Below are 23485 nucleotides of genomic sequence, written 5' to 3' on the forward strand. Positions count from 1 at the left end.
CAAAATGCCAAATCCCTGCACTATGAAGTGTCGGCTATGTCCCCGAACACCCGTCGGTCATGTCCCCGGGCTGAACAGTAAGCCAGGCAATCCCCTACATATTGACGATTTGCTGCGGTGCGCGAGACCGGCTTTCATGGGCGTCATGGGATCGAAATCGCGGGAGTACATGTTCGGCGGCACCGTTCGGCATTTGGCCGAGCGGGCCACCGAGGCGCGCCGGGACGCTGACGGGCTGGCCTGTCAGGCTTGGAACGCCCGCATGCTAGGCTTCCAAGGACCTGCCCAGCCGTCACCAACGCTCGGCGACGCGCTCAATGCCGGCTACCGGTACCTCGAGGTAAAGTGCCTGGGCTGCGAGACCCATCAGACCGTTGCGCTCGATATCGTCAGGCGGCCGAAGTGGACGCCGGTCCACGAACTCGAGCGCTACATGCGCTGTAAGGACTGCTCCCGCTAACAAGGCTATCCATTCAAGCGGAGTCATCTTATAGCGCTGCGGACGACGAAGATTTCGACGATGAACCCGCCTTCTACGTGGTGGCTTGGCGAACGATGACGTAACGCCCCCTCAGGAACATAATCTTGGTTCTTTGGATTGCCTTTCTGATGTGACCGGCGGTGAAAGGGCAAGGCAAAATGCGCTACTTCTTCGACATAAGGGACACCAAAGGCCTTTACCCTGACGAGGAAGGGATTGAGCTTCCGGATGAGCGCGCTGCCAAGGTCGAAGCCGCGCAAACGCTCGCCGGTCTGGCCAAGGATGCCGCAACAGAAGACGGTCGCTCAAACGTTTCGATTGAAGTTCGATCAGAAGAGGGCTGGCTATTTCACGCCGCGTTCGTCTTTCAAGAAGGCAACACAAAGCATTAGCTGGCGTACTGTGGCTGCGGTCGCCGGGGCTTCAACTGCCGTACTAGCCTATATCGTGAGGGCCACCTAAGCTGAGGTACGCATGCGTAAACTCGACACCGCAGCGAGACGGGCGAGAGCCCGACTTTACCGGGCGATTGCCAACTTGAAGCCCGAAAGCATCTTGCCGCTCCCACGCAAGCCGCGCCGTCGCAAATCGAAAGATGAACAGCCACGTCCTGACGATCCACCGAAACAGTGAGGCCGCCAAGTTGGCGGCTTCACATTTGAACGGCCTCGCATATGCCATAACAAACGGCTGTGGAGCGGGATCGGGAAGAACTGGCAATCAAGCGGCAACTGGCGCACTGCCGCCAGCTAGCGAAGCAGTTTGCCGATGGCCCGACCGCAGAGCACATCCGCGAACTCGAGGCGGAATTGCTGCGACAACTGCGCACGCTGGAATCCCCGACGCAGAAGTAAGGCCGTCTGAGCTGGCGGCCTTTTCATTGCGTCGGGCCAGCACCTGGCAAAAAAGAAGGCCCCAGCGAGGGGGTACACGCTGAGGCCAAGGTTCAAAGGGAAGGAACGAGAAGGCTGCTCTCAGCCGATCAGAAGGGCGCTGACGCCAACTCCGCGTGCTTCGCCGCGCCATTTCGTCTGGCCTTTGCTGTTGAAATACGTCTTGGCTCACTTCTGGAGCTTGCGGAAAATCGCCTCATCGTCGGGCGGCGCCTCGCGCTCGTCCTGACCATCGCTACCGTAGCCGCCGGCGTCGTTCAGCATCAAAACATCATCCGCATGGGTTGAGTTTTGGTGCTATCATCAGCGGGGAAATGAATTGTCCGGCCAATCGGAGCCAATTTCATGGCGTAAGGACGAGGCGCCAAGCACATCGACACGCTTTTTGAATGTCGCACTCAACAGCGACGATTTCGAAACCGTCCACAAGATCTGAGAGAAACCCGCAAGCTTATCGCAACAGCCAGCACACTGGCGGCCTAGGCTTCGATGCCGAAACACTGGTAGCCTTACCCTGCTAGTTCTCTGCGGATTCGGTCTCGGTGCTGAATGTGCAGAAGCTGACAGAAATAATAGTTTTCTAACAGCTTCTTCGCTTCAATTAGGCTGTGTCCGTGCCGGGCAAGACGCTCAATTCGGTCCTCTTGCTCAGCAATGTGCCGCTCGCCTTCCGCTACATGCCGTTCGGCTTGTTCCAAATGGCAAAGTTGCATTTCCCGATTCGCAGGTTGACCGTAGTAGGACACGGCAGGTCCCTTCCTAAAGGCAAAAGCACGCCGGTCTCAGCCACCGATGATCGAGGCCGACTTACCAGACCCGACTTACCTGACAGCGGGTCAAACGAGCAGCCTTACCTACGGGCCAAAGCCGCTTCGGTCCGGGCGCGTTCTGCTGCTTGATCTGCCAGCCGGTCACACTCGACAGCGATGCGTAGCATCCGCTGCTTTGATTCTTCGTCCCAGAACGTTTCGGCTTTAGTGCGGGTTTCCTCGGCACGCTCTCGCCAGTGTCTCGGATCGTTGAAGTATGTATCACTCATCTCTGACCCAGTCCCGTTAACCCAATTCAGCAACATGAATCAGCCGGGCTTCGTTCCTAGCCATGCCGTCGGTGTCGTGTACTATTGGACCCACGTACGCGCGTTTAGCAGTTGCTGAAAAGTGTTAGTTTGGCGGACAAAGCAAGCTCCTGATCCAGCCGGCGGCCGTTCCTGCTTTCATGGCATCGGGCTGGAAGGTCGCTATCCAGCGGTCTGACTGCCATAACTCGATCGAATTGGGATCGACCAAGGCTAGGCCTGTTCCTTGGCCTCACTCTCGTTGGTGCATGATAGGTCGTACGCTGTCTGATGCGGCCGTCTTCACCGATGACATAGGCCTGATATTGACGCATTTGGCCACCTCCTGGCGCCGTAACAAAAGCGATGCCCATTAGGCTCTCAATTCTGTTCCAGGCAAGGATCTTCGTCACCTAGCAGAGCGTCCCTACCGGGAGCACTCGCGCAGGGCTCTTCCTAGATAGGACAACCACGCTGCCGCTCTTATGCAAATGCGGGAACGCGAAGTGTTGGCACAAACTGCATCCATGTTCGAGTTCGACCACCTGGACGGCGTTGAGTGCAGCTTCGTAGGCTTGGCGGCGGTCTCTTCGTGGCGCTCGTTGTCGGCATTAGCGCTCTTCTGATTGGTTGAGCACGCTTTCGAGCCTTCCAACGAAACTTGGCCTCAGTGTTACACCCTGTCCTTTAGTTAGCCTTGTGAGAATCCAGTTATGTCCGCACCTCCGGTTAGGCCATGGTCTGAAGTCGAAGACCGACAAATCATCGAACTGACCAGCGAAGGGAAAAACGCCGCTGAAGTCGCAAAAGCGTTAGGTAGATCGCACGAAGGCGTGAGACAGCGCCTCCGAGGGATAACCCTGCGACGAAAGGTCAAGCTGATCCGCCGGAAGTATCCGGACTCAAGCTCTCCATTGACCTGACAGTAGTCGTCGCTCACCGGAGGAAGAAGACCACTCTTAGATTTTTCTGTTCCTCTTATCGTTTAGTGTCAAGTTTGTCGGATTGTTTCTGATCAAGCCGCGCTCGCCGATCTGAATCCTCGTGCTGCATACGCCTCGTGTCGTCGCGCGAGATCTCTCCATTCTTTGCGGGCTCGCCGGCATTCTTAATCTTAGCCATCGGTCTGCTCCATCTTGGGATGACCATCCGCACCCAACCTAAGCCGGTGATCGTACGTTCCTAATAGTCGAAGAATGTGATTCAATGAACTGCTGGCGCAGGTATCGTGCCGATCAAGCGCGCATTCTCATCGCGCACTGAGACGCCGTGTCCCGTCTCCTGAGCGATCTTCTGGGCGGCTCTCAAAGCGGCTGCCTCATCCGCGTATTCGAGAATAATGACGCTGCCTTTTCCAGAGAATGCGGCAGCGTTCAAAATTGTAAGAATGATCAACGGCGTTCTGTTCACGCTCAGCGCCCCTCCGAGGATCTCTCTTTCCTAAGTCTTCTTGCTCGCCCCGCATTTAGATAGGTTAAGCGCAACTCCGTAACGCCAATAGGAACGACGGCACGAGCAGGCATTTGACTAGCGTGCGTTATCCCTACGCGCTTCCTTCCTTTGGAAACTCGGCTCCAGCCCACAGCTGGGGCCGCTTTTCCAGGTGAATCTAGACACTCTGCCAAGAGCCGCCGCCATAGCGACGGCCTCGATCACGGTAGCGCTCGCGTTCCGGCGGCGGGCCGGCGGGCTGGACGTAGTGAATGCACATCAAGCCGAAGCCGTCGGCGCCATGCGAGCTCCAATCGTGGTTCGGCCCGAGGTCGAGTTTCCAGTCATCGTTCGAGCGCTTTTCGTGATACCAGCCCAGCGCGTCACGCCCGGCTTCCGTGGTGTCAGCGTTGAAGCGAATGCGCGGGAAGTGCCGCCGGGCCGTCTCAATCCGCGCAGAGGCTGCGCCGGCGCTCTGGTTCGGTACCACCAGCACGTCAAAGCCGGCTTCGCCAAGCGCCGCTTGGCCGGCATCGACGTAGATGGCAACGCGCGCGATATTGAGCGTGAGCTACGATCGCTGAGCCTCGGCAACGCGTTCAAGGATGCCTGCGTCACCGCCGGCATTCTCGACAAATCGGCCCACGGCCTGCGCAAGGCGGCCGCTACGCGCGCTGCTGACAATGGCGCGATTGCGCACGAGCTGATGGCTATCTTTGGCTGGAAGGACATCAAAGAGGCCGAAATTTACACCAAGGCGGCGGACCGCAAGCGGCTTCGCTTCAGTTCATCCTCGGTGAACGACTTTCGGATCATCGGAAACCCGTCGCGGCGACGCTTTCGGCCAGACAACTGCAAAACTTTTAGTCCGGGACGAAGACGCGTAGCGCGTTCGGCGAATTCGTGACCGTCCATCCCCGGCACGTTGATGTCGGTAATCAGGATCGAAATCTCGTCGTCACGGGCCAGCTTATCTAAACCATCGGCCCCACTTCTTGCGGCGATAACCTTGCATCCAATATCTTCCAGCATGCTCACGAGCACAAAGAGCACTTCAGGATCGTCATCAACAACAAGAACTGTGTGGCTCATGGCAGGACCACTGTCTTTGATAATCCAAGGTTTTCCAGAGGTTCCCCCGATAGCCGGCATTCGGCTTCGTAGATCGGATTATGTTGAGTCCTGCGGGACGCAGCCACTCGGCCATGCCCGCTTCAGCTTGGCGCGCTAGCTTCAGCAGTGCTGCTTCTCGATACTTGGAGCGAGGACGCCTCCCACGCGCGAATCGAGCGCCGCTGCGACCTGCAGGCAGTCGCGAGGTCCCGCCCCCACTCGAACGGCCTCAGCAGCGTAATGCAGAGATCCATGCTGGCCTCCCCATTTGGTCACCAACCCCGCGGTCGCAGACACGCTTCCGCGCCCGTCTCGCGCGATGGTGCTCGCGCTGATGGTGATCTGGGCGATAGGGACTGGGTGGCTGGCTATTTGCTGGCGCGCGATGTGCGTTCGGTCATGACCAGCCTTGTATCGATTGCCAGAGCGGCGCGCGGCTTAAACTAATCGACCTAGCGCCTAGAGCGCGCTCGCCGGATCTCGCGCCTTGACCACGCGGTAGCCGAGCTCGGTGAGCATCGCTTTGCATGATGGCTTGTAGTTCCTCACCCCAAAGCTCTGTTAGAGCAACGCCTGCTCTTGGAAGCGAAGATTGCTTGCACACACCGGCCTTCCGGTTGAAGCAATGCCGCAGAGGTAGGGTCCAGTGAGCCAACAAACTTCGTGAAGTTTTTCAGACGGCCGGAGGGACGCGACCGCTTCACTTTCTTGCAAAGTTCCCGGGCACCCGTTCAGGCCGACACTGTCCTTACTGCTCGACGCCTTAGAGATCGTTCTGAACCAAAAGCCGTCCTCAGCGCGCTCTACGACCTCGCACCGAACTAACAATTTCCGCTGCCGCGTCCTGAAGTTCTTCGAGATGCCGGGCGGCGAAGCTCTCCACCGAAAAGGCGGTCTTGAGCCAGACAATGTTGATCGAGCCCAGAACGCGCGCGCCACCGCGCAGGGAACAGCAATTGAGATCAAGCCGTCCGCGTGCGGCGGCTTGCCATACCAGCGGCCAACATGGGTGGGGTCGCGCGTTGCGTAACCGCGTGCCCGCACTTCCGCGAGAATCGTATTCAGACGCGCGGGCTCTCGCGCCAGACGATCTTCGGCCTTGTTCGAAGTCCGCAGCATCTCGACGATTTCCGGCCGCTCCTTTGCCGGACAATAGGCCAGATAGGCTCGTCCAACACCGGTTAACAACCAGTTCACCTGCAGACCGACCCTCTCCTCATGCTACAGGATCGGGCTGCGCGCACGGGTGGTCTCACGGATTTCCATGTGGTCTCCTGCCGACACCATGAGATCCGACGGCCACGAAACGCGCCGACACAGCCGCTCGAGCACCGGAGCGGCGGCTTCCGCGATCCGATCGCGACGCTCTCGGCGAGATGGCGCGCGCGAAAGCGTCGCGCCGATGCGGTAACGCCCATCCGCAAGCCGGGTGACCACGCCGGACCGTGCCAGCGTGTGAAGGATGCGGAGTAGGCTTGGTTTGGAGATACCAGTGAAGACGTAGAGCTGCTGCAGCGAGGAATCGGCTGCATCTGCAAAGCCTGAAGGACGCGAAGGCCCCGCTCCAGGCTCTCGATGATTTTCGGACCGGTCACCGCGCTCTCCATTCCACAGGGTGGAACCATTGCCGGCTATGTCTGGATCGCGCTTGTGATGCTGATCGCCATCAGCACTTTCTTGACGTAGAACCAATCGGCATCAGAAGAGTAAGCCGCCTGGCGACGAATGGCTCCGCCCCGGCTTGCAGCCGCTTCTTAGCAACCTTATCGAGGCTCCCCCGTATTCCCCTCGCTGGAGGATTGCGATTTCCAGCTTGAGTGCCAGCGCCGCCAAGTCTTATACAGCTTGGTCGCGCTGTGCTCTCGAACGGCAGAAAGGCCGCTTCAGTTAGCGGCCTCTTTAATCGTCTTCCCACTCGAGCTCGCAGACGATCCCAGCCTCCACGCTCGTTTCGACTGTGAAATATTTCGCGTGCTCGGCGAGAAGTCGTTGTGCCGTCTCCTCAGCTTCCTTTTTCGAATTGCACTGCTCGTGGACCATCTTGGTGATCTCGCCGCCGCTGCGTCCGATGTCCCACCGTGTCAATTCGACGCAGGCGTACCAGGTGCCGGCGCCCGTCCGATACCGAGTCAGAATCTCCCGGCGACGGTCCGCGGCTTCGGCAATGCCCCGCCACACCGGATCGTCAAAATCCTCCTTTGCACGTCTGCGGGCCTCGAATGCTATTCCCTTCAGGGTGATCTCTGTCTGCGGCTCAATCTTCCAGTCGATCCGCCAAACGCGATCCTGGATCTCGCGCATCGCATCCTTGGCTTCGTAGGTGACCTTCGGCGAGTCGGTTGAATTCCCTGCGCTCGTTGAACGACCGCGGCTGCAATTCGCTTCCGCTTCCAAATGTCGTCGGCGATGATTTGCAGCTGCTCCTCGGAGATCTTCCACCAGTTTTCCCGCTCCCACTTTTCGCGGTTCAGCTTCGCTGAAATGCCAACATCCTTGCTTTCCGGCCGCTTCAAGGCTTGCTCGAGCGCCTCGGCCGTCTCTATTGCGACGAATGCCGATGCGATCAGATCGTTGTGTATTTTGCCCTGGCCGTCGAAGGTGAGGAAAGTGCCGTCCGCCCTCGCAATGCGAACCGGCTTGCCGTGGTCGAGCTCGATGATGACGTCGGTGACCTTCTGCTTCGTGCCGGCGTATTGAGGCATGGCATCACGACCATGGAAGCCGTTGCATCAGCTGCTGACTGATCCGATACACGCCATCGTCGGCAAAGAGATAAAAACGAACTGATAAAGCCATGGCGGCCCGGCTCCGGTACGATCTTGCTGGCGCAATTTCCATCAGAGCTGAGCATCCGACAAGCTCAGAGACGTCGGAATTTTCCGACACGGATCGGGGTGTTGTGCAAATCGTCACCAATCAGCCCTCAGGCAATATCGATGCTTTAAATGGCTGATCGTTCTGCTGACAGCGTACTGAATGCGCTCAGGGTCGGCGCCGTCTCGCGTCGTAACGGCCAGAGACCACTCGTCATTCAAGGGGAAGACTTCGACATGAGCAGCGTACTCACCTCCCGGAAAGCTACGTATTTCCCTTAAGGCGATCAGTTCCAAATCCCTCGCACTGATCATCGTTTTGAACACCGGAGTGCTCCTAACTCCTCCTGAAAGAGTGCAAGGCTGCCTGCCTTGCACTCGATAGGTCGCTATCAGGCCGCCTGCTTTTCTTGACTTCTAAGCGAATCGAGAAGCCTCTTCTCTTGTTCGATCCTGCTCCGGAAGCGTTCGCGCTCTTCGCTGGAATTCGCAGTACCGAGCAAGAACTGGTAGTGTCCGATAATTTTTTCGCTGCTCCGGACCAGAAAATCGCGAACATCACTCATGGGCGTGCTCCCGCACCGAGGTGATGGGTACCGCTTGTCTCGTCGGCTCCAGTAAGGGCGAGATCGCGATTCCGGCCCTAACGAGGCCATCGAGCGCGATCCTCTCTTCCTCAAGCCGCGTCTCGATGAAGCGGCGCTCAACCTCCGTCAGTTTGGTTTCGAGCAAACGACGATACCGGCGGATATTGCCCCGGTGCGCGCGCAGTCGCGCTAGCTGCTCGTCCGTGCTTACGGCCGGCCCTGCCGCCGACTGACTGACACGGCTCGACCAGCGACGTTCGATTTTATCGATTGTGTGTTTTGGCAACCGGATATCATCCATGCGGGCCTCCTCACGCTGCTAAGGCTCGATCGACTGATCGCAAGCGCTTTGTCGGGCCGCCTGGCGGATGGTGGGGGTCGCCTCCATCCAGTGCGCAAAGCGCTTCGAGAATGTCGTCGATGGGTACTGGAGCCTTCAGGCCGTCGGGCGCTCGCAAGGACGGACACGACGCGATGGCGGAGGCGTCGGAAGCCCATGAAGCAAGGATCGCGCGCTTCTCCGAAAGACTGAGCCTCGTATCGGCGACGACCTCTTGCGGATGATCGAACACCGTACCGGGGTGAAGAAGCGCGTTGAAGTCAAAAACATTATCGTGCGCGGGCGTCGTCCGCATGGGATCCTCCATTCAAAGACGCTGGGAATCTGCCGCGCGGGATTGCCCGCGCGGCGTCGATCGGTCCATGCCGCCGACTCAGTTAAGCGGCCTTGGCCTCGATCTGCGAAACGTTGCTCCCGCTGGCGCCGCCGATGGCGATACGGCGGGGCTTCATCGTCTCGGGAATCTCGCGCTGCAATTCGACGAGCAGAAGCCCGTCCTCGAAGCGCGCCCCCTTCACCTCGACATGATCGGCGAGGGTGAACTGCCGCTTGAAGTTCCGCGTCGAGATGCCGCGATGCAGGAACGTCCGGCCTTCCTTCTCGGCCTTTCTGCCTTCAAGGGTGAGGACGTTCTGCTCGGCAGTGAGTGTCACTTCGCTCGGCATGAAGCCGGCGAGCGCAACCGCGATCTGGAAACGGTTCTCGTCGAGCCGCTCGATGTTGTAGGGGGGATAGCTGTCCTCGGCGGTCCGCTGGGCCTCATCGAGAACATCAAAAAGGCGGTCGAAACCGATGGTCGACCTCCACAGGGGAGTCCAATCATACCTCATAGCCAAATCCTCCTTGGAGCAAGATGGGTACGAGCCGGCGCCGGACACCTGACCGGCGCCCGCCTTTCAAGAGGGCCCCGGAGGCGCCCTCACCGCTTGTGCGGCGACAACAAAATTTGTCAGCTCGAAAAAAGTTTCAAGGGGGTCCGAGAAATTTTTTCGGCTGAAATTTCGCCAGCCATCCTGCTTTCCCGATGAAGGTTGCTGAGGCGATGGTCCGTGAGATGGACCGGCAGGGGCGTCGGGGAGGCGCTGGCCGATCTCGGCTTCCAAGTGATGGATCTGGCGATGGTAGTGCTCCGCGCGACCGACGCTGACGTGTGCCGTTTCGAAGGCTAGAGAACTGATGATCGTCTTTCCTCCGCCCAACGTCATAGCCGGCGCAATGATCACCAACCACCTATTGGCGTATAGGAGAGCACTGGCCGGCGCGGTCGCGATGCTCCTCGCGCTCGCTGTGATCGGTTTTGCGGGCCTCTAACTACCGACGTATTGACCAAATCCTAGCTCGGCGCCGAGCCCTGCCGACAAGCCCTAGCGGCTTCCCGACCGCCAGATTCAGCGCGATCATTGGCGATGGGATCTAAGTCTCGCGAGTACATGTTCGGCGCCACCGTCCGGCATCTTACTGAACGGGCCCCTGAGGCCCGCCGGTGTGCCGACGGGCTTGCGTGACAGGCTTGGAACGCCCGCATGCTCGCCTTCCAGGGTCCGGCCCAACCCTCGCCAGCGCTCGGTGACGCCCTCAACGCCGGCTACCGCTACGTGAAGTGCCTAGGCCGCGAGACCCATCAGACCGTCGCCCTCGACATCGCCAGGCGGCCGAAGTGGACCCCTATCCACGAGCTGGAGCGGTACATGCGCTGTAAGGACTGCTCCCGCCAACAAGGCTATCCATTCAAGCGGAGCCATCTTGTAGCGCTGCGGACGACGAAGATTTCGACGATGAACCGCCTTCGACGTGGTGGCCGAGAGAGCGATGACGATCGGCGACCGATTGATGAGCCGCATGGGGCCATTCCGGGATCGGGACGTTTGCCCGTAGCTTCCCGGTGCAGACGGTCAGCCTTTATTGCTAAGTCAGACTCATGCCTGCGACTTACAACCACAGAGGCGTCACGTTCAGCGTGACCCGCCAATATGACGACCAATTCGAAATCGTCATTGAGCTAGAGGGCGACGTGTTGCACCGCACCGTGCGGACCCGGCTACCTGAGCTGGCAAAGCGACGAGCCGAAATGCTCATCAACCGCAAGCTCAGAGATAGCATCAGGCTAGCGATCACCAATGATCGGGAAATACGCGACGATGAAGATGAAGAGTGACCGCCCTTACGCCGAACCCGAGAGAGCAGCGCGGCGGCTGATGGAGCATGCTCGTGACTTTGAGCCCATCCAAGACGGCCGGATCTACATCGAGAAGATCAACTATCCGATGATCTACCAGGACATGGCCACGCCGGCCGAGTATTGGGCTGGCCTACAGTTTGCCATCAACCAGGGATGGATCGAGTGTCACGAGAGCGGAACCTTCGTGCGGATGAAGCAAGCTGGCGCGGACTTATTCGCCTGATCTGACGGACCGAGGGCACCTTCTTTGACGCCGCCTCCCGAATTGCCGTCGCTAACTGCTTCTCCCGTTTACAACAAAGTTTCGCCGTGCACCGGCCGTGGATGCAGACTTGTTCCGTCTCTGGACATTCGAAGCCCCATCGCTCTGACCTGATCATCGCCCCCTTTAACATCCATTCTGGCCGCAGCTAATCTGCGCGCGATATCGCGCGACCGCATTTGCATATGTGAAAGCCGGTCAGCCGAGCGCTACAAAGGCCAACACACCGGCAACAATGACGAGTAGTGCAAAGCCTATAAGGCTCCACTCGACGTCATCCAGGTGATCCAACTTGAACATTGGCACGGCCTCAGTGGCAGGCACGGTAGGATCGGCTCCAGCGCCAGGGGCTAGTTGCGGGCCGGAGCCGTCCCCCACTCGCGCTCCGGCGGGAGCGCCTTCCAAGCGTACCGGGAAAATGTGGCAACTTCCGATGCGATCTTGGATTACCCCCGGGCAAGGGGTATGGAACAAATGTTCACTTTGTAACTTAAGCCTGCGATTCACTTGGCAGGTGAGGTCATGGGTGCAATCGGGCAGAGAATTCAGGAAATCGAAAGTCAGCCAGTCAAGCTGTGTCGGTGTGGTAAGCAGCCCGACCTAGTTAGAACCATGCTGAACATCCACACCGGAACACACGTCCGCATGTTCGAGTGCCAATCGTGCGGGCAGCGCACTTGGGACGATGATACGCAAGCAGTGCATTGAGGGGGCATCGCGCATTGCTAGGTCTTCCCGAAGTGTCGAGTTTCTTAAACTGTCGCGGAAGAGTCCCACCCTCGCTAACGCAGGTTAACGACACCCCCGGTGAAAGGCTCTTCAATTCCGCCCCTCGGCACCTTCCCCAAGGGTTCGAGATCCGGCGTAAGGCGAGGCCCCGATTTCCCCCACACAGCCCATGGGGCCTCGCTGCCGGCCTCCAAAAGGGCTTCGTCGCCTGGAGTTGTTCATGCGTCGGTCCAATTGGACCCCTTCGATCGTTCCTTCAACCGATCAGACTGTCTACGTGGTCGCCGATGATTTCGGCCCGATCGGCCGCGCCTGGCGGGAGGCGGACATTGAGGCGACCGAACTCGAGACCGTGATCCGGGAGATGCTGGCCGGCGAGTTCACCAGCCTGATCCGGGTGATCGGCTTCAACACCGCCGAGGGCTGGAGCGAGGACGTCTCCGAGGACATCGCCCACGAAATCCAGCGCCGCTGCGACCTCGAGGCGATCGATGTCCCGTCCGCGCTTGAAGCCTTCATCGAGCGCCACACCGGCGGCCGGCGCCAGCTCACGCTGCGGCTCGTTTGGGACTGATCGAATGTTTGGGTGGATTTTAGCCGGAGCGGTGTTCCTAGCAATCGTCTACGCGCTGCTTTGGCGCCGTCGCGTACATCAACGATACGATCAGGACCTCAACGGGCGATTTGAGGAACGGGACGAGCCATAGGATTCGCAGAATCCGCCTTTGATACCTATCTCCCGAGCATGACGAAATTCGATTTCTGCCTGCCCACGATGGGAAAAGCCGTCCCGGCAGGCCCCGACTGGTTTCACGAGATCAAATACGACGGCTACCGCTTGCGCCACGAGCGCGACGGCGATCGCGTGCGGCTGATCACCAAGGGTGGCAACGACTGGACCAAGCGCTACCCGTGGATCGTCGAGAACGCCCAGAAGAACCGCCAGAAGCGGTTCGGGATCGACGGCGAGGCAATCATCCGCGGCGTTGAAGGCTACTCCGATTTCAACGCCCTGCACTCCGGCAAGCACAATGCCGAGGTGGAGATGCTGGCCTTCGATATCCTGGTGATGGACGGCGACGACCTTCGGGATTTGCCCCTGTCGATGCGCAAGGTGCACCTCCAGCGGCTTCTGGCACGGCGGCCGGAGGGCATCTTTGCCTCTGACTATGAGCAAGGGGAAATAGGCCCGGACCTTTTCCGGAAAGCCTGCGAATTCGGCCTTGAAGGGTTAGTGTCGAAGCGCTCGGATCGTCCCTACCGCAGCGGCCGAAGCCCGCATTGGATAAAGGTCAAAAACCGGACGCACCTCGCCTTCAATCGGGTGAAGGACTCGTTCTCGTGAAAGACGCATTCGACCAACGGCAGGAATGGGCAAACAAGTCGCTAGACGACGACCACACGATCAACGTTGCGATCTGGAGGCCGATCGTGAGGTTGCCGGAGGTCGATCGGCAGGATCGCGAGAAGGTCAACGCCGCTGTTGCAAAGCACAAAGAAGAGTCAGGTCAGATAGTGCGCGCCTCTTGAACCCGAAGCCTCAGCCCTTTGCCGACCTGCTGCTGACGAGTTCTTGAGCCAACTCCCGCACTGCTGCCTCCGGCAACAAGACGCCGGAAAGCTTCCAACCAGATCCCTCGAAATGCATGTTGAAGCCCCCTGCGCTCTCTGCGCGCCCAAGGAGTACTAAGAATTCCACCGGTTTTACGATCGATATGCGCTGCAAAGTCTCGAAGATTTTGGAGGTGTCGATTTCCATAAGCCGCCCTATATCGGCCTCGCCGCTTCCAGCGCGGATTACGCCTTTGCTCAATATCGAGGTCAGATTGTCTTTGGTGAGCAACTTCGCGATCATGGCGTCGGCAACCGACGCCCCATAGGTGTTCGCCGCCAACCGCTCAAGAGGTTTCACGGGACGGTCGCGCCCTAGCTGCTTGAGATAAGCCGCGACAACTTGATCGACCACGGACCTTCGTAAGCGGTCAATATCGGTGCGAGCAAGGACTTCAGTGCCGTCGCCGGCACGCGCCGCCTGGACGAGACCATTCAGTGACACCACCGCTGACGCGACGTAAGCACCTAGCCCGATCAAAATGGCTAGGACCGCTCCAACAAACCATCGCATCGAAACGAACCCCTTTCAACGCAGTAACACTTAACCTGCGGTTTATAGGGTGCAAGCGACTTAATAGCCGACAGTTCCTACGCCATCCCGGCCCAGCTTGCTCACGAGCGACTGTACTCGCCGTCAATGTTCCCGCGCCGCGGGGCCTGAATGAAGCCAGAAGCGAGTACACGGTTGACTGAATACCAGCAAAAGCGTTCGATGCGAATCTCGGCTGGTTAGCTGGGAAACTAACGCAAATAAGGCGAGACCTCATCCTTCGGCCCCCAACCGCGAGGTCTCGCCCGCGCGCCCCTCCCTTGAGCGCGACGGAGATCGCGCAGACCGACACCGCTGAGCACATGAGCGAACGACTGTCCTCGCCCGAGTTTAAGATCGAAGATTCTTTGTTCCGATGGGAACAATTGCTCAGTTTGCAACTTATGGGTTTGCTTGCAGGAGCTGGGTCCATGGCCGCAGTTGGGCAGAGATTTCAGGAAATCGAAGGTCAGCCGGTTCAACTTTGTCGCTTCGGTAAGCCGCCCGACCTAATCAGGACCATGCTGAATATCCACACCGGAAAACACGTCCGCATGTTCGAATGCCGGTCGTGTGGACAGCGCACATGGGATGACTAATGTGCGAGCGGTGCCTTGAACTGGACAAGGATATTGCGCGCTACACGGAGCTTTCCTGCCGCACCACAGATCAACTCGCTTTGGACGTTATCGCGGCCCTATTGAGCATGCTGCACTCTAAAAAGCTCTAATTGCATCCGGAAGCGCTGCCGCTCAGTTGGCGGCGTCTTTTCGAAGGTCGGTCGTTAATCCTAGGATTGCTAAGTTTTTCAGACCCATGTTAACGACTGCTGGAGACAAGGGTCTTCAAATCGAGGCCCCGAAACGCCATTCCTCCCATGGAGGCGTCGCTGGCGCCGCCGTTTCGCGAACTACGGTGCGCCAAATGTTTGACCGCACAGCGTTGATGTACGTTTTGACAGGCCTACTGTCCGCGGCGATTCTTGCCTACGCGCTACTGCACCTGTGAAACCGGCCCGGAACACCTATCTATGGGACATTGTTTTCACGAGATCAAGTACGACGGCTATCGCCTCCGCGTCGAGCGTAACGGCGATCGCGTGCGGCTGATCACCAAAGGGCGGCAACGACTAGGCGTTCGACATCCTAGTGATGGACGGCGAGACTTCGGGCCTTCCGATGTCGAACGCAAGGTGCACCTTCAGCGATTGCTCGCGCGCCGAGCCGAAGGCATCTTCGCTTTCGCCTGCGAACGAGGCGAGATCGGACCTGACCTAGTGACCGTCTGGAACCTCGGCTCGTCGAGGAGAAACGGACGTCCCCAGTTCGGTGGCGGTTGGCGGCTTTTGACCCAACCCGGAAGTCCCCCTAATTCGCCGCTGCTGCCTTAGACGCGACGCGCAAAAATCAAGCGGCCACCTATTTATCGAGCACAGAAGCATCAGTCAGGATTCTCTTATGGCTAAACTTGCAGGAAAGTCGCTCTCATCAGTGGAGGTACCACCGGCATCGGTGCTTAAGCAGGAGCTTTAGCGGCTTCGTTTTATGCGCGTGGTGCTTGCTTTGAATTCGGACGGCCGCGTGACCGGGAAGACTTCGCTAACATGCTCGGCGAACATCTGGCAGAAGGCTGTGGCGTAGCGCGGCAGCAAACGCCGCTTGTCCCAAAAGATTGCCAACGGCTGCCGCAGCGGTTTGCCCTGGTGGGCCACGCCGACAATTCGTAACTTGTATCGATGCGTTCGCAAGGCCGACGGAATGATTGCCACACCGTGGCCAGCTTCAGCCATTGCGAGCAGAGTGTGGGGCGCCCGGCTTTCAAATTTGATGTTCGGTTCCAGCCCCGCAAGGCGGCAAGCGGCGTCGAAGGTCTGTCGAAATACGAACCCGGTGTCTTCCAAAAGCAAAGGGTAAGACGCGAGACGCTTGATATCGATTGCTCCGCCTTGACCGATCGCCAGCGATGGGTGGCAGGCAGCGAGTAATTCGACCGGCTCCAATGGGAGGTTTGCGAAGCGCCGGTCGCCCGGCTGCACCGCATGGGCCATGTGCTGACCCAGGTGAACCTCGCCACGTTCGAGCATTGCCAGCGTGCCTGACCCAATCGCCTCGATCAATTTCACCTGCACATGGGGGTAGCGTTCAGCGTAGCGGTGCAGGAACTCCGAAAAGATGCTTTCGATCATTTGTGGCGAGCCGGCAACCCTGAGGATGCCGGTATGCCCGCTCCGGAGCAGCTGCGCCCGCTCGTCGACAGCGCTGGCGTGGTTCAAAAGACCGCGACAGTCGCTGAGCAATTGCTCGCCCTCACCGGTCAGAACGAGGCGACGTCCGACGCGATCGAAGAGTTTGAAACCAAGCTCCAGCTCAAGCTCGGCGATCTGCCGAGACAGCGCAGGTTGGGCCACGCGAAGGCGTAGCGCTGCCTTGGAGACTGTCCCGAGCTCGGCGACTGTCACAAAAGTGCGTGCGCGACGGAGGTCCATGAACTTCTCTATGCCGAAACGGCATGAATTGACAGACCCCTTATGTATTGGACGGGTGACGCCATCTGCCGCACAGCTGTCCGGGCGAGACGCCACGCGGCGGGCTTGTCACAGACGCGAGGAAGCCATGAAGCGTATCTGGATGATCTTACTGCCTGTTCTTGGCCTCGCAACCTTGGATGCCCAAGCTCAGACTTGGCCGACAAAATCCTTGAAGGTGATCGTCCCCGTCGCGGCCGGCAGCCTAGTCGACATCGTGCCACGCATCGTGTTCGAGCAATTGGCGGTGCAACTCGGTCAGAGCGTCATCGTGGAGAATCGTCCCGGCGCAGGGACCACGATCGGTACCGGCCTCGTCGCCAAGGCGGACCCCGACGGTTACACAATCCTCGTCAATTCGTCCGCGCACGCGATTGCGCCTTCGCTCTATGCCAACCTCAGCTATGATCCGGTGCGAGATTTTGCGGCAGTCGCACCCCTTGGCAGCACACCTTTCGTCCTTGTCGTTCCGCCAGGGCGAGGCTTCAAAACAGCGAACGATTTCGTCACTGCTGCGCGTGCGAAGCCAGGCTCGTTCAACTTTGCTTCGCTCGGCGCCGGTACGGCTTCGCATTTGAGCGCGGAACGATTCCGGCTCGGTGCTGGCGTGCAGGCCGTGCATATTCCGTTCAAGGGTGGTCCGGAAGCGATGACCGAAGTGATCGCGGGAAGGGTCGATTTTTATCTCGTGGCAATTGGGGTTGCCCTGCCCTACATCCGGGACGGCAAGCTCTCAGCGCTTGCGGTGAACGGCTCCAAGCGCTCCGCCGCGCTACCCGAAGTGCCGACCACCGAGGAAGCCGGTTTCAAGAACGCCGAGTATCCCACATGGTTCGGCCTCTTCCTGCCGGCAAAGACGCCGCGTGAGATCGTCGACAAGCTGCACCGCGAGACGCTCAAGGCAATGCAGGAGCCGAAGGTACGGGATAAATTGGCCGCACTGGGCTTCGATCCGATGGTGATGACTCCGGACGAATTTCATGCGTATGTTCTGAAGGACATCGCCGTCAATGCAGATCTGGTGAAAGCCGTCGGATTGAGGCCGGAGTGAAGACCTCGCAGTTTGCGTCGAGGATTACGGCCTGCAGCATCAGGACATTCGCCCCATGCCAGCACCAAACTCCCGTGGAGCAGAATTCTGGAACGGTACCATGGGGCGCTCCTGGATTTCGCAGCAGGCCGTGATCAGCGACGTCTTCACGGCGGTCACGAGCCTCAGCTTGGCAGCCGCAGGGCCGAAGCGCGGTGAGCATGTGATCGATGTCGGATGCGGCACCGGTGATACACTTTTGGCATTGGCCAAAATCGTTGGACCATCAGGCGCCGTGTTGGGCGTCGATGTCTCGGCGGCAATGCTCGACTTCGCCAGGGACCGTAGCACCGGTGCGGAACTTGGCAACGTGACCTGCGCCCTGGCCGATGCGACGACATATGGTTTCGAGCCGGGCTGGGCTGATCTCGTGTATTCGCGTTTTGGCGTCATGTTCTTCGATAATGCAGTCAAGGCCTTCGCAAATATCCGCAGCGGCATGAAAGAGGACGGCCGACTCGTATTCGTGTGTTTTCGGACCTTGCCGGAGTCGCCGTGGTTTCATGTCCCGATTGAAGCTGCGCGGCCGCACGTGCCGCCACAACCGCCGGCGGACCCCACGGCGCCAGGGATGTTTTCGTTTGCCAACAAAGATCGCTTGCATGGTGTCCTCGCCGAGGCCGGGTTCCACGACATTGTGCTTGACGCCACGGATGTGCCTTTCCATGGGAGGGACGTTGCGCAAAGCATGGCATTCATCACGCAGGCGGGCCCGCTGCCCGCCCTCCTTGAGAAGGCCTCGGACAAGCAACGAGCGCGCGCTATCGAGGCGGTTCGCAACGCGCTCGCCGCCAAGCTCGGCGCGGATGGAAGGGGGCTGCATGTGGGGTTGTGGCTTGTGTCGGCGTCGGCATCTCAGGCAGCTTAGGCAGCTTAATGTCGCCCAATGGCCCCACGCCGTCCAAAAACGCCGCGTCTCGCAAGATCCAACGGTCGACTGCTGGCAAAGGGCCGCTGGGCCGTGCGCAGGTAAGCCATGGTCGTCTACGGGGTTTCCGGAATACGCTTAGTGCCCGTCAAGCGGCGCAGCACTCGCGATAACTCCTCCGCCGCGTAAGGCTTCTGGATGAGATCGAATCCATGCCGCCCCTCTTGAGCAAGAACTTCGCTGTAACCCGAGGTCAGCACCACCGGCACTTTCGGATAGCGGCGTCGTATCTCTCGACCAAGGTCTATCCCGTTCATTCCAGGCATGATCACGTCAGAGAACACCACGTCGAATCTCCCCGCCTCGTCTAGGAGCTTGAGCGCCTCATTCGCGTTCGTTGCAAGAATAGTGTCGTAGCCGAGGTCCGCCAGGATCTGACTCGAGAACCGTCCGACTTCGACGTTGTCCTCCACTACGAGAACACGGCGCCCGCGGTCGTGCTCGGACAGTGCGTCGCCTGGATTGGCGTCGATCTCGGGCTGCTCTTTATGGGCGGCTGCTTCGCGCGCGGCCCGAGGCAGATAGAGGATAAATGTGGTGCCCCGGCCGACCTCGCTTTCAACCGCCACGTCGCCGCCCGATTGTTTGGCGAAGCCGTAAACTTGGCTAAGCCCTAGGCCCGTCCCTTTACCCACTTCCTTCGTGGTGAAGAACGGCTCGAAGACATGTGCCAGCTTCTCCTCCGGGATGCCTGAGCCTGTGTCGGTCAGCGACACGGCCACGAAAGGGCTAGAGATTCCGGCGTGCCCGCGGACGGGGGGCATGCCAGCAATCTCCTTAATACAAATCTGCAGAGAGCCCTCGCCATTCATCGCGTCGCGCGCGTTCACAGCCATGTTGACCAGCGCCGTCTCGAACTGACTGGCATCCGCCTCGACGAGGCAGCTTTCGCGCGAGAGTTTCGTGTCGATGCGGATGCGCGATCCCACGATCGTGCGCAGCATGTCACTAACGGCCTTCACGCGTTCGGATGCGTCGAACACCTCCGGCTTGAGCGCTTGGCGCCGTGCGAACGCGAGAAGCTGACCGGTCAGCCTCGATGCTCGATCCACGGTATCGGAGATCGCGTCCACATAGCGCCGCCGGCGCTCCTCGGAGAGACCGGGGCGCCGCAAGAGGTCGGTGGAGCTTTTGATGATGGTGAGCAGGTTGTTGAAATCGTGGGCTACGCCTCCGGTCAGCTGGCCCACTGCCTCCATCTTCTGCGCTTGACGCAAGGCCTCCTCGGCCTGCATCAGCTCGGCGGTACGCTCCGTGACGCGCCGTTCCAGCGAGGCTGCGAGTTCCCGCACCTCTTGCTCCGCACGCCTGCGCTCGACGGCCGTTCGAGTGCGTTCAGCTACTTCGCGGATCAAATCGAGTTCGCCGGGCGTCCACTCGCGTGCGGTGGCGTGATTAAGGTAGAGCAGCGCGACGAACCCGCCCTGTTCAGTCACAGGCATGTTTACGATGGACTGTGCGCTGATTGCCTTTAGGGCATCGGCGGTCGCGGCGGTGCGCGGGTCCTTTTCGGCATCCGAAAACACCACCGTCTCGCCACGCTTGAGATCTTCGATATACGAGCCATAGTCGCGAAACTGCAGCACGCCGGCGAGGCTCCTGATGCCGGGGGCGTTCCAGTCACGCTCGATGGTGATCGTCTCGGCTGCCTTGTCGATCGTGCCGTAGCCTGCCCGGCTAACGCCGAGCGTGCGCCCCAGTATCTCGGCCGCTGCGTAGGAGAGTTCGGCCGGGTCCTCGATGTCGCGAATGCGATCAGACAGCTCGAGGAGAGCGATGCGGCGCGCCTCGGCTAACCGTCGGTCAGTCTCGTCGCGCGCGATCTTGATGAACCCTCGCTCACGCCCCAGATCGTCACGTGGCAGGGGCCGCATCGATCCGCGCAGAAACACGCGCGACCCGTCGGCGCGCTGATGCCAGCGCTCGTCAGGGGCGAAGCCCTCCTTGCGTGCTTTGGCAATCTCGGCATCGGGCTGCCCAACTACGCGGTCCTCAGGCGTGAAGATTGTGTCAGCCGAGCGGCCCATTATTTCGGCAGCCGGCCAGCCGAAGGTGGCCTCGGCCCCCACCGACCAGCTCGTCACGGTTCTTTCGGGGTCAGTAGTGATGATGGCATATTCCTCGGCGCTGTCGACGACGAGCCGCAGACCCTCCTCGCTTGCTCGCAGGGCTTCGAGCCTTGCGCGGGCCTCATACTGCCGAAGTCGGCTACGCAGCGCCGAACGTCCGAGGCTCACGAGGGTCGTCGGGTGAAAGGGACGCTCTAGAAACGTGACATTACCCAGCAGTTCCAGAAAACGCCGCGCCGCCGGATTCCGCTCCAGTCCGCCACCGCCGGTCGTAAGCAGCACGAATGGCAGGTCCGACCAGTCTTCCTGTTCGGCAAGCCAGGCGCTGAGCGGCCCTAGATCGGCCGTGGCCAATGCCTCCTCGGTGACCACCACATAGGCGGCGCCCGCATTCAGTCCCGCAATTAGGGCAGGAAGCGACGGGCAGATATCCGCGGAAAGACCTGCGCCGCGCATGATCGCGGACGCAAGGTCGGCGTCCCGGCCGCGGGGCGCGAGGACGAGGGCTCGCTCCGAGACGGTGCTGCGCTTCACGCTTCCTCCGGCTTGAGCAGGTCCGGCCCTTTACCGACCAACGCGGGTACGCCGCCCAAAACGCCCTGAAAGTTCGTCAGCGGATCGCCCAACGTGAAGCCCCGCGAGCCGATGCGGAACTCTCGGATCGTGTCCTCGTGCGAACTCGTGCGCTTCTTAACAATCGAAATTGCTCGGCGCACGCGACCGAGAGCCTCAAAGTAGCGCAGCAAGATCACCGTATCGGCCAGATAGGTGACATCCACGGGCACCCGCATGTCGCCGACAAGCCCGTGCTGGGCGACGATGAGAAAGGTCGTCGCGCCTTGCCGGTTCAGGTACTGCAAGAGCTCGTGCATGTGGAGCACCAGTGCGTGCTCGCCGGGCATGGCGGCTTGGTAACCGTTGAGGCTGTCGATCACCACCGTTCGAGCGCCGTGAACCTCGACGCAGCGTCGCACGCGCGATGAGAACTCGCCAGGTGTCAGCTCAGCCGCATCGATTTGCTCTATGACGAGCTTGCCGCCATCGACTATCGCCTGAAGGTCGATGTTAAGGCCTTTCGCGCGTTCGAATAGGATGCCAAGCTCCTCGTCGAAAATGAACATGGCCGCACGCTCGCCGCGATTTACGGCCCCTTGGACGAAGGTGAGCGCAAGTAGAGACTTGCCGGTTCCGGCTGGGCCAAGGACAAGAACGCTCGAGCCACGCTCGACCCCGCCCCCAAGAAGAGTGTCTAGTTCGCCAGACTCGGTTCTGAGAACATCACGCGAGTAAGCGGCCTTGTGCTCGGCCGAAATGAGCCGTGGAAAGACCCGAACGCCTCCCTTCACAATGGTGAAGTCGTGGAAACCCCCGCGAAACCGTCGCCCACGGTATTTGACGACGCGCATCCGTCGTCGCTCGGCACCGTACTCGGGCGCGATTTCTTCGAGACGGATCACTCCGTAGGCAACCGAATGCACCGTTTTGTCATTCATGTCGGTGGTAAGATCGTCGAGCAGGAGAACGGTTGCGTTAGCTTGTGCAAAGAAATGCTTGAGACTCAGGATTTGGCGACGGTAGCGGAGCGAGCTCTGGGCGAGCAGCCTGATCTCTGAGAGGCTATCGAGCACAACTCTCTGGGGCTTCACGCGCTCGAATGCCTCGAAGATGCGCTTCGTCGTCTCGCCGAGCTCTAAGTCGGAGGAATAGAGTAGGCTCTGTTGCTGATTCTCATCGAGAAGGTTCTCGGGAGGAATTAGTTCGAACACTCGAACGCCCGATAACTCCCAACCGTGCGAAGCGGCACCGGCGCGAAGCTCGTCCTCGGTCTCGGATAAGGTGATGTAAAGGCAGGATTCGCCGGCCATAGCTCCAGCGATCATGAACTGCGTCGCGACTGTTGTCTTGCCCGTGCCCGGTGCTCCCTCGAGGAGGAATGCGCGCCCACGCTCAAGTCCTCCTCCAAGGACATCATCCAACCCTTCGACGTCTGTTCTTGCTTGGCGCTCAAGCTGTTGTGACACTCGATTATCCGATCCCTGCTATTTTTCCGCTGACATGCGCTTTCGCCAACGCAAACGCACGGGCCACTCAGCGGGAACGAAACCTAGTCGAAAATACCCGGAAAAACGGGAATTGGCTGTCTAATTGGAAGGCTGGAAATAAGCCAACCTTCCGAAGTCACAAACGCGACGGCCCTGGGTTGAGTTCCGTCTTTAACTCCGGACGAGAGGAGACTGTGATTACGCAGGCTGCTAATGGCCCCAACGACATACCTGCGCGTCCGACGATAACAGCTTTAGCTGAGAGAATATGTATTCGTCCGCGCCTGATGTCCGGATTCGGGGCGTAACGGACATCACCAGTTGAATACTGCTGACCGGGCGTTGGTTCGTGGTGCCGGGACAGGCAGAAAAAAACGGCCCCAGCACCCCGTTAGGCAGTGCTGAGGCCGTCCCACGCTGATCGAGCCGCCGCTCTCGGTAATCGGGCGAGCCCTCTGGGCCTTAAAAAATTGTCCTTAATGAAAACGCCTGCCCAGTGGTTTTATGATTCCAAAGGCATTCGGAATTCGCAATTCAAATATGTGAATCAATGATAATAAACATGCACCCGCCTGAGTGTTCTAATTTGCCGGCGCTGGATGCGCATCGCACTGATGCTCAAGGTCGACCGTCCGACGAGCTGCTCCAGCATACCGCCCCAATGCCGGCTCTTCGTCAGTCCAGCCGAGGGAGGGCTCGTCGTCGGCAGCGTCTAGCTCCCGGTCAATATCTCCGATGCCCCAGCAATGGGCTCCGCCGGCTCCCCAGCGATCCTGGTCGATCGCTCGATCGAGACTGCCTAGG

Annotated in this window: 20 protein-coding genes and 3 pseudogenes; 12 read left to right on the forward strand and 11 right to left on the reverse strand. The window is 59.6% G+C overall.

The window, feature by feature from the left end; genetic code table 11:
• The first annotated feature begins 145 nt into the window (after positions 1–145).
• Together JQ633_RS33390 and JQ633_RS33395 are read left to right on the forward strand one after the other, a co-directional pair.
• Positions 146–559 (forward strand): annotated as a pseudogene (locus tag JQ633_RS33390) (hypothetical protein).
• An 80-nt stretch (positions 560–639) separates the two neighbouring features.
• Positions 640–873 carry a DUF6894 family protein gene (locus JQ633_RS33395; protein WP_211990082.1) on the forward strand — a complete coding sequence of 78 codons (234 nt, stop codon included), beginning with the start codon at positions 640–642 and terminating at the stop codon, positions 871–873.
• Positions 874–3634: 2761 nt separating this feature from the next.
• Here JQ633_RS33395 and JQ633_RS33400 read toward each other — a convergent pair.
• Positions 3635–3841 carry a hypothetical protein gene (locus JQ633_RS33400; RefSeq protein WP_211990083.1) on the reverse strand — a complete coding sequence of 69 codons (207 nt, stop codon included), beginning with the start codon at positions 3839–3841 and terminating at the stop codon, positions 3635–3637.
• Between the two features lie 322 nt (positions 3842–4163).
• On the opposite strand from JQ633_RS33400, the gene JQ633_RS35615 reads away from it, so the two are divergent.
• Positions 4164–4769, forward strand: coding sequence for a tyrosine-type recombinase/integrase (locus tag JQ633_RS35615; protein ID WP_433995717.1), 606 nt, complete (start codon positions 4164–4166; stop codon positions 4767–4769).
• On the opposite strand, the pseudogene JQ633_RS35620 reads toward JQ633_RS35615, so the two are convergent.
• Positions 4754–5014 (reverse strand): annotated as a pseudogene (locus JQ633_RS35620) (response regulator); the annotation flags it as partial. The gene JQ633_RS35615 and the pseudogene JQ633_RS35620 sit on opposite strands and share 16 nt — an antisense overlap.
• Before the next feature lie 1860 nt (positions 5015–6874).
• Complete coding sequence (locus tag JQ633_RS33420; protein WP_211990085.1) at positions 6875–7414, reverse strand: hypothetical protein; 540 nt, start codon at positions 7412–7414, stop codon at positions 6875–6877.
• 77 nt (positions 7415–7491) lie between these two features.
• On the opposite strand from JQ633_RS33420, the gene JQ633_RS33425 reads away from it, so the two are divergent.
• On the forward strand, positions 7492–7719 hold the full coding sequence (locus JQ633_RS33425; protein WP_211990086.1) for a hypothetical protein: 228 nt from the start codon (positions 7492–7494) through the stop codon (positions 7717–7719).
• Between the two features lie 461 nt (positions 7720–8180).
• Here the strand turns inward: JQ633_RS33425 and JQ633_RS33430 are convergent, their stop codons facing one another.
• The 4 genes from JQ633_RS33430 to JQ633_RS33445 all read right to left on the reverse strand — a co-directional run bounded on the left by JQ633_RS33430 (position 8181) and on the right by JQ633_RS33445 (position 9545).
• Positions 8181–8354 (reverse strand): hypothetical protein, encoded by a 174-nt coding sequence (locus JQ633_RS33430; protein WP_211990087.1) that lies wholly within the window; start codon positions 8352–8354, stop codon positions 8181–8183.
• Positions 8347–8676 (reverse strand): hypothetical protein, encoded by a 330-nt coding sequence (locus JQ633_RS33435; protein ID WP_211990088.1) that lies wholly within the window; start codon positions 8674–8676, stop codon positions 8347–8349. The genes JQ633_RS33430 and JQ633_RS33435 overlap by 8 nt, the downstream gene beginning before the upstream one ends.
• Positions 8677–8686: 10 nt before the next feature.
• Complete coding sequence (locus tag JQ633_RS33440; RefSeq protein ID WP_211990089.1) at positions 8687–9010, reverse strand: hypothetical protein; 324 nt, start codon at positions 9008–9010, stop codon at positions 8687–8689.
• Between the two features lie 82 nt (positions 9011–9092).
• On the reverse strand, positions 9093–9545 hold the full coding sequence (locus JQ633_RS33445) for an Hsp20 family protein (RefSeq protein ID WP_211990090.1): 453 nt from the start codon (positions 9543–9545) through the stop codon (positions 9093–9095).
• Between the two features lie 576 nt (positions 9546–10121).
• On the opposite strand from JQ633_RS33445, the pseudogene JQ633_RS35295 reads away from it, so the two are divergent.
• From JQ633_RS35295 to JQ633_RS33470, 6 genes and pseudogenes are all read left to right on the forward strand, one after another.
• Positions 10122–10528 (forward strand): annotated as a pseudogene (locus JQ633_RS35295) (hypothetical protein).
• A 105-nt stretch (positions 10529–10633) separates the two neighbouring features.
• Positions 10634–10870 carry a hypothetical protein gene (locus JQ633_RS33450; protein ID WP_211990091.1) on the forward strand — a complete coding sequence of 79 codons (237 nt, stop codon included), beginning with the start codon at positions 10634–10636 and terminating at the stop codon, positions 10868–10870.
• Positions 10854–11117, forward strand: coding sequence for a hypothetical protein (locus JQ633_RS33455; RefSeq protein WP_211990092.1), 264 nt, complete (start codon positions 10854–10856; stop codon positions 11115–11117). The genes JQ633_RS33450 and JQ633_RS33455 overlap by 17 nt, the downstream gene beginning before the upstream one ends.
• Before the next feature lie 988 nt (positions 11118–12105).
• On the forward strand, positions 12106–12459 hold the full coding sequence (locus tag JQ633_RS33460) for a hypothetical protein (RefSeq protein WP_211990093.1): 354 nt from the start codon (positions 12106–12108) through the stop codon (positions 12457–12459).
• A gap of 171 nt (positions 12460–12630) precedes the next feature.
• Positions 12631–13230: a DNA ligase gene (locus JQ633_RS33465; RefSeq protein ID WP_211990094.1), complete on the forward strand. Its 600-nt coding sequence runs from the start codon at positions 12631–12633 to the stop codon at positions 13228–13230.
• Complete coding sequence (locus JQ633_RS33470) at positions 13227–13415, forward strand: hypothetical protein (protein ID WP_211990095.1); 189 nt, start codon at positions 13227–13229, stop codon at positions 13413–13415. The genes JQ633_RS33465 and JQ633_RS33470 overlap by 4 nt, the downstream gene beginning before the upstream one ends.
• 10 nt (positions 13416–13425) lie before the next feature.
• Here JQ633_RS33470 and JQ633_RS33475 read toward each other — a convergent pair whose 3' ends face one another.
• Both JQ633_RS33475 and JQ633_RS33480 read right to left on the reverse strand, forming a co-directional pair.
• Entirely contained in the window at positions 13426–14010 is a 585-nt protein-coding gene (locus JQ633_RS33475) for a DUF2939 domain-containing protein (RefSeq protein WP_211990096.1), read from the reverse strand.
• 1546 nt (positions 14011–15556) lie between these two features.
• The gene (locus JQ633_RS33480; RefSeq protein ID WP_211990097.1) at positions 15557–16513 is read right to left on the reverse strand and encodes a LysR family transcriptional regulator; all 957 of its coding nucleotides are present in this window, start codon (positions 16511–16513) and stop codon (positions 15557–15559) included.
• A gap of 127 nt (positions 16514–16640) precedes the next feature.
• Here JQ633_RS33480 and JQ633_RS33485 point away from each other — a divergent pair, with 127 nt between their 5' ends.
• The gene (locus JQ633_RS33485; protein WP_211990098.1) at positions 16641–17603 is read left to right on the forward strand and encodes a Bug family tripartite tricarboxylate transporter substrate binding protein; all 963 of its coding nucleotides are present in this window, start codon (positions 16641–16643) and stop codon (positions 17601–17603) included.
• Positions 17604–17703: 100 nt separating this feature from the next.
• Complete coding sequence (locus tag JQ633_RS33490; protein WP_211990099.1) at positions 17704–18510, forward strand: class I SAM-dependent methyltransferase; 807 nt, start codon at positions 17704–17706, stop codon at positions 18508–18510.
• Positions 18511–18626: 116 nt separating this feature from the next.
• On the opposite strand, the gene JQ633_RS33495 is transcribed toward JQ633_RS33490, so the two are convergent.
• Positions 18627–21173: an ATP-binding protein gene (locus JQ633_RS33495; protein WP_349631661.1), complete on the reverse strand. Its 2547-nt coding sequence runs from the start codon at positions 21171–21173 to the stop codon at positions 18627–18629.
• The gene (locus JQ633_RS33500; RefSeq protein WP_211990100.1) at positions 21170–22660 is read right to left on the reverse strand and encodes an ATPase domain-containing protein; all 1491 of its coding nucleotides are present in this window, start codon (positions 22658–22660) and stop codon (positions 21170–21172) included. The genes JQ633_RS33495 and JQ633_RS33500 overlap by 4 nt, the downstream gene beginning before the upstream one ends.
• Positions 22661–23485: the final 825 nt, after the last annotated feature.

It is taken from the genome of Bradyrhizobium tropiciagri (assembly GCF_018130505.1).
GTDB classification, from domain to species: domain Bacteria; phylum Pseudomonadota; class Alphaproteobacteria; order Rhizobiales; family Xanthobacteraceae; genus Bradyrhizobium; species Bradyrhizobium tropiciagri_B.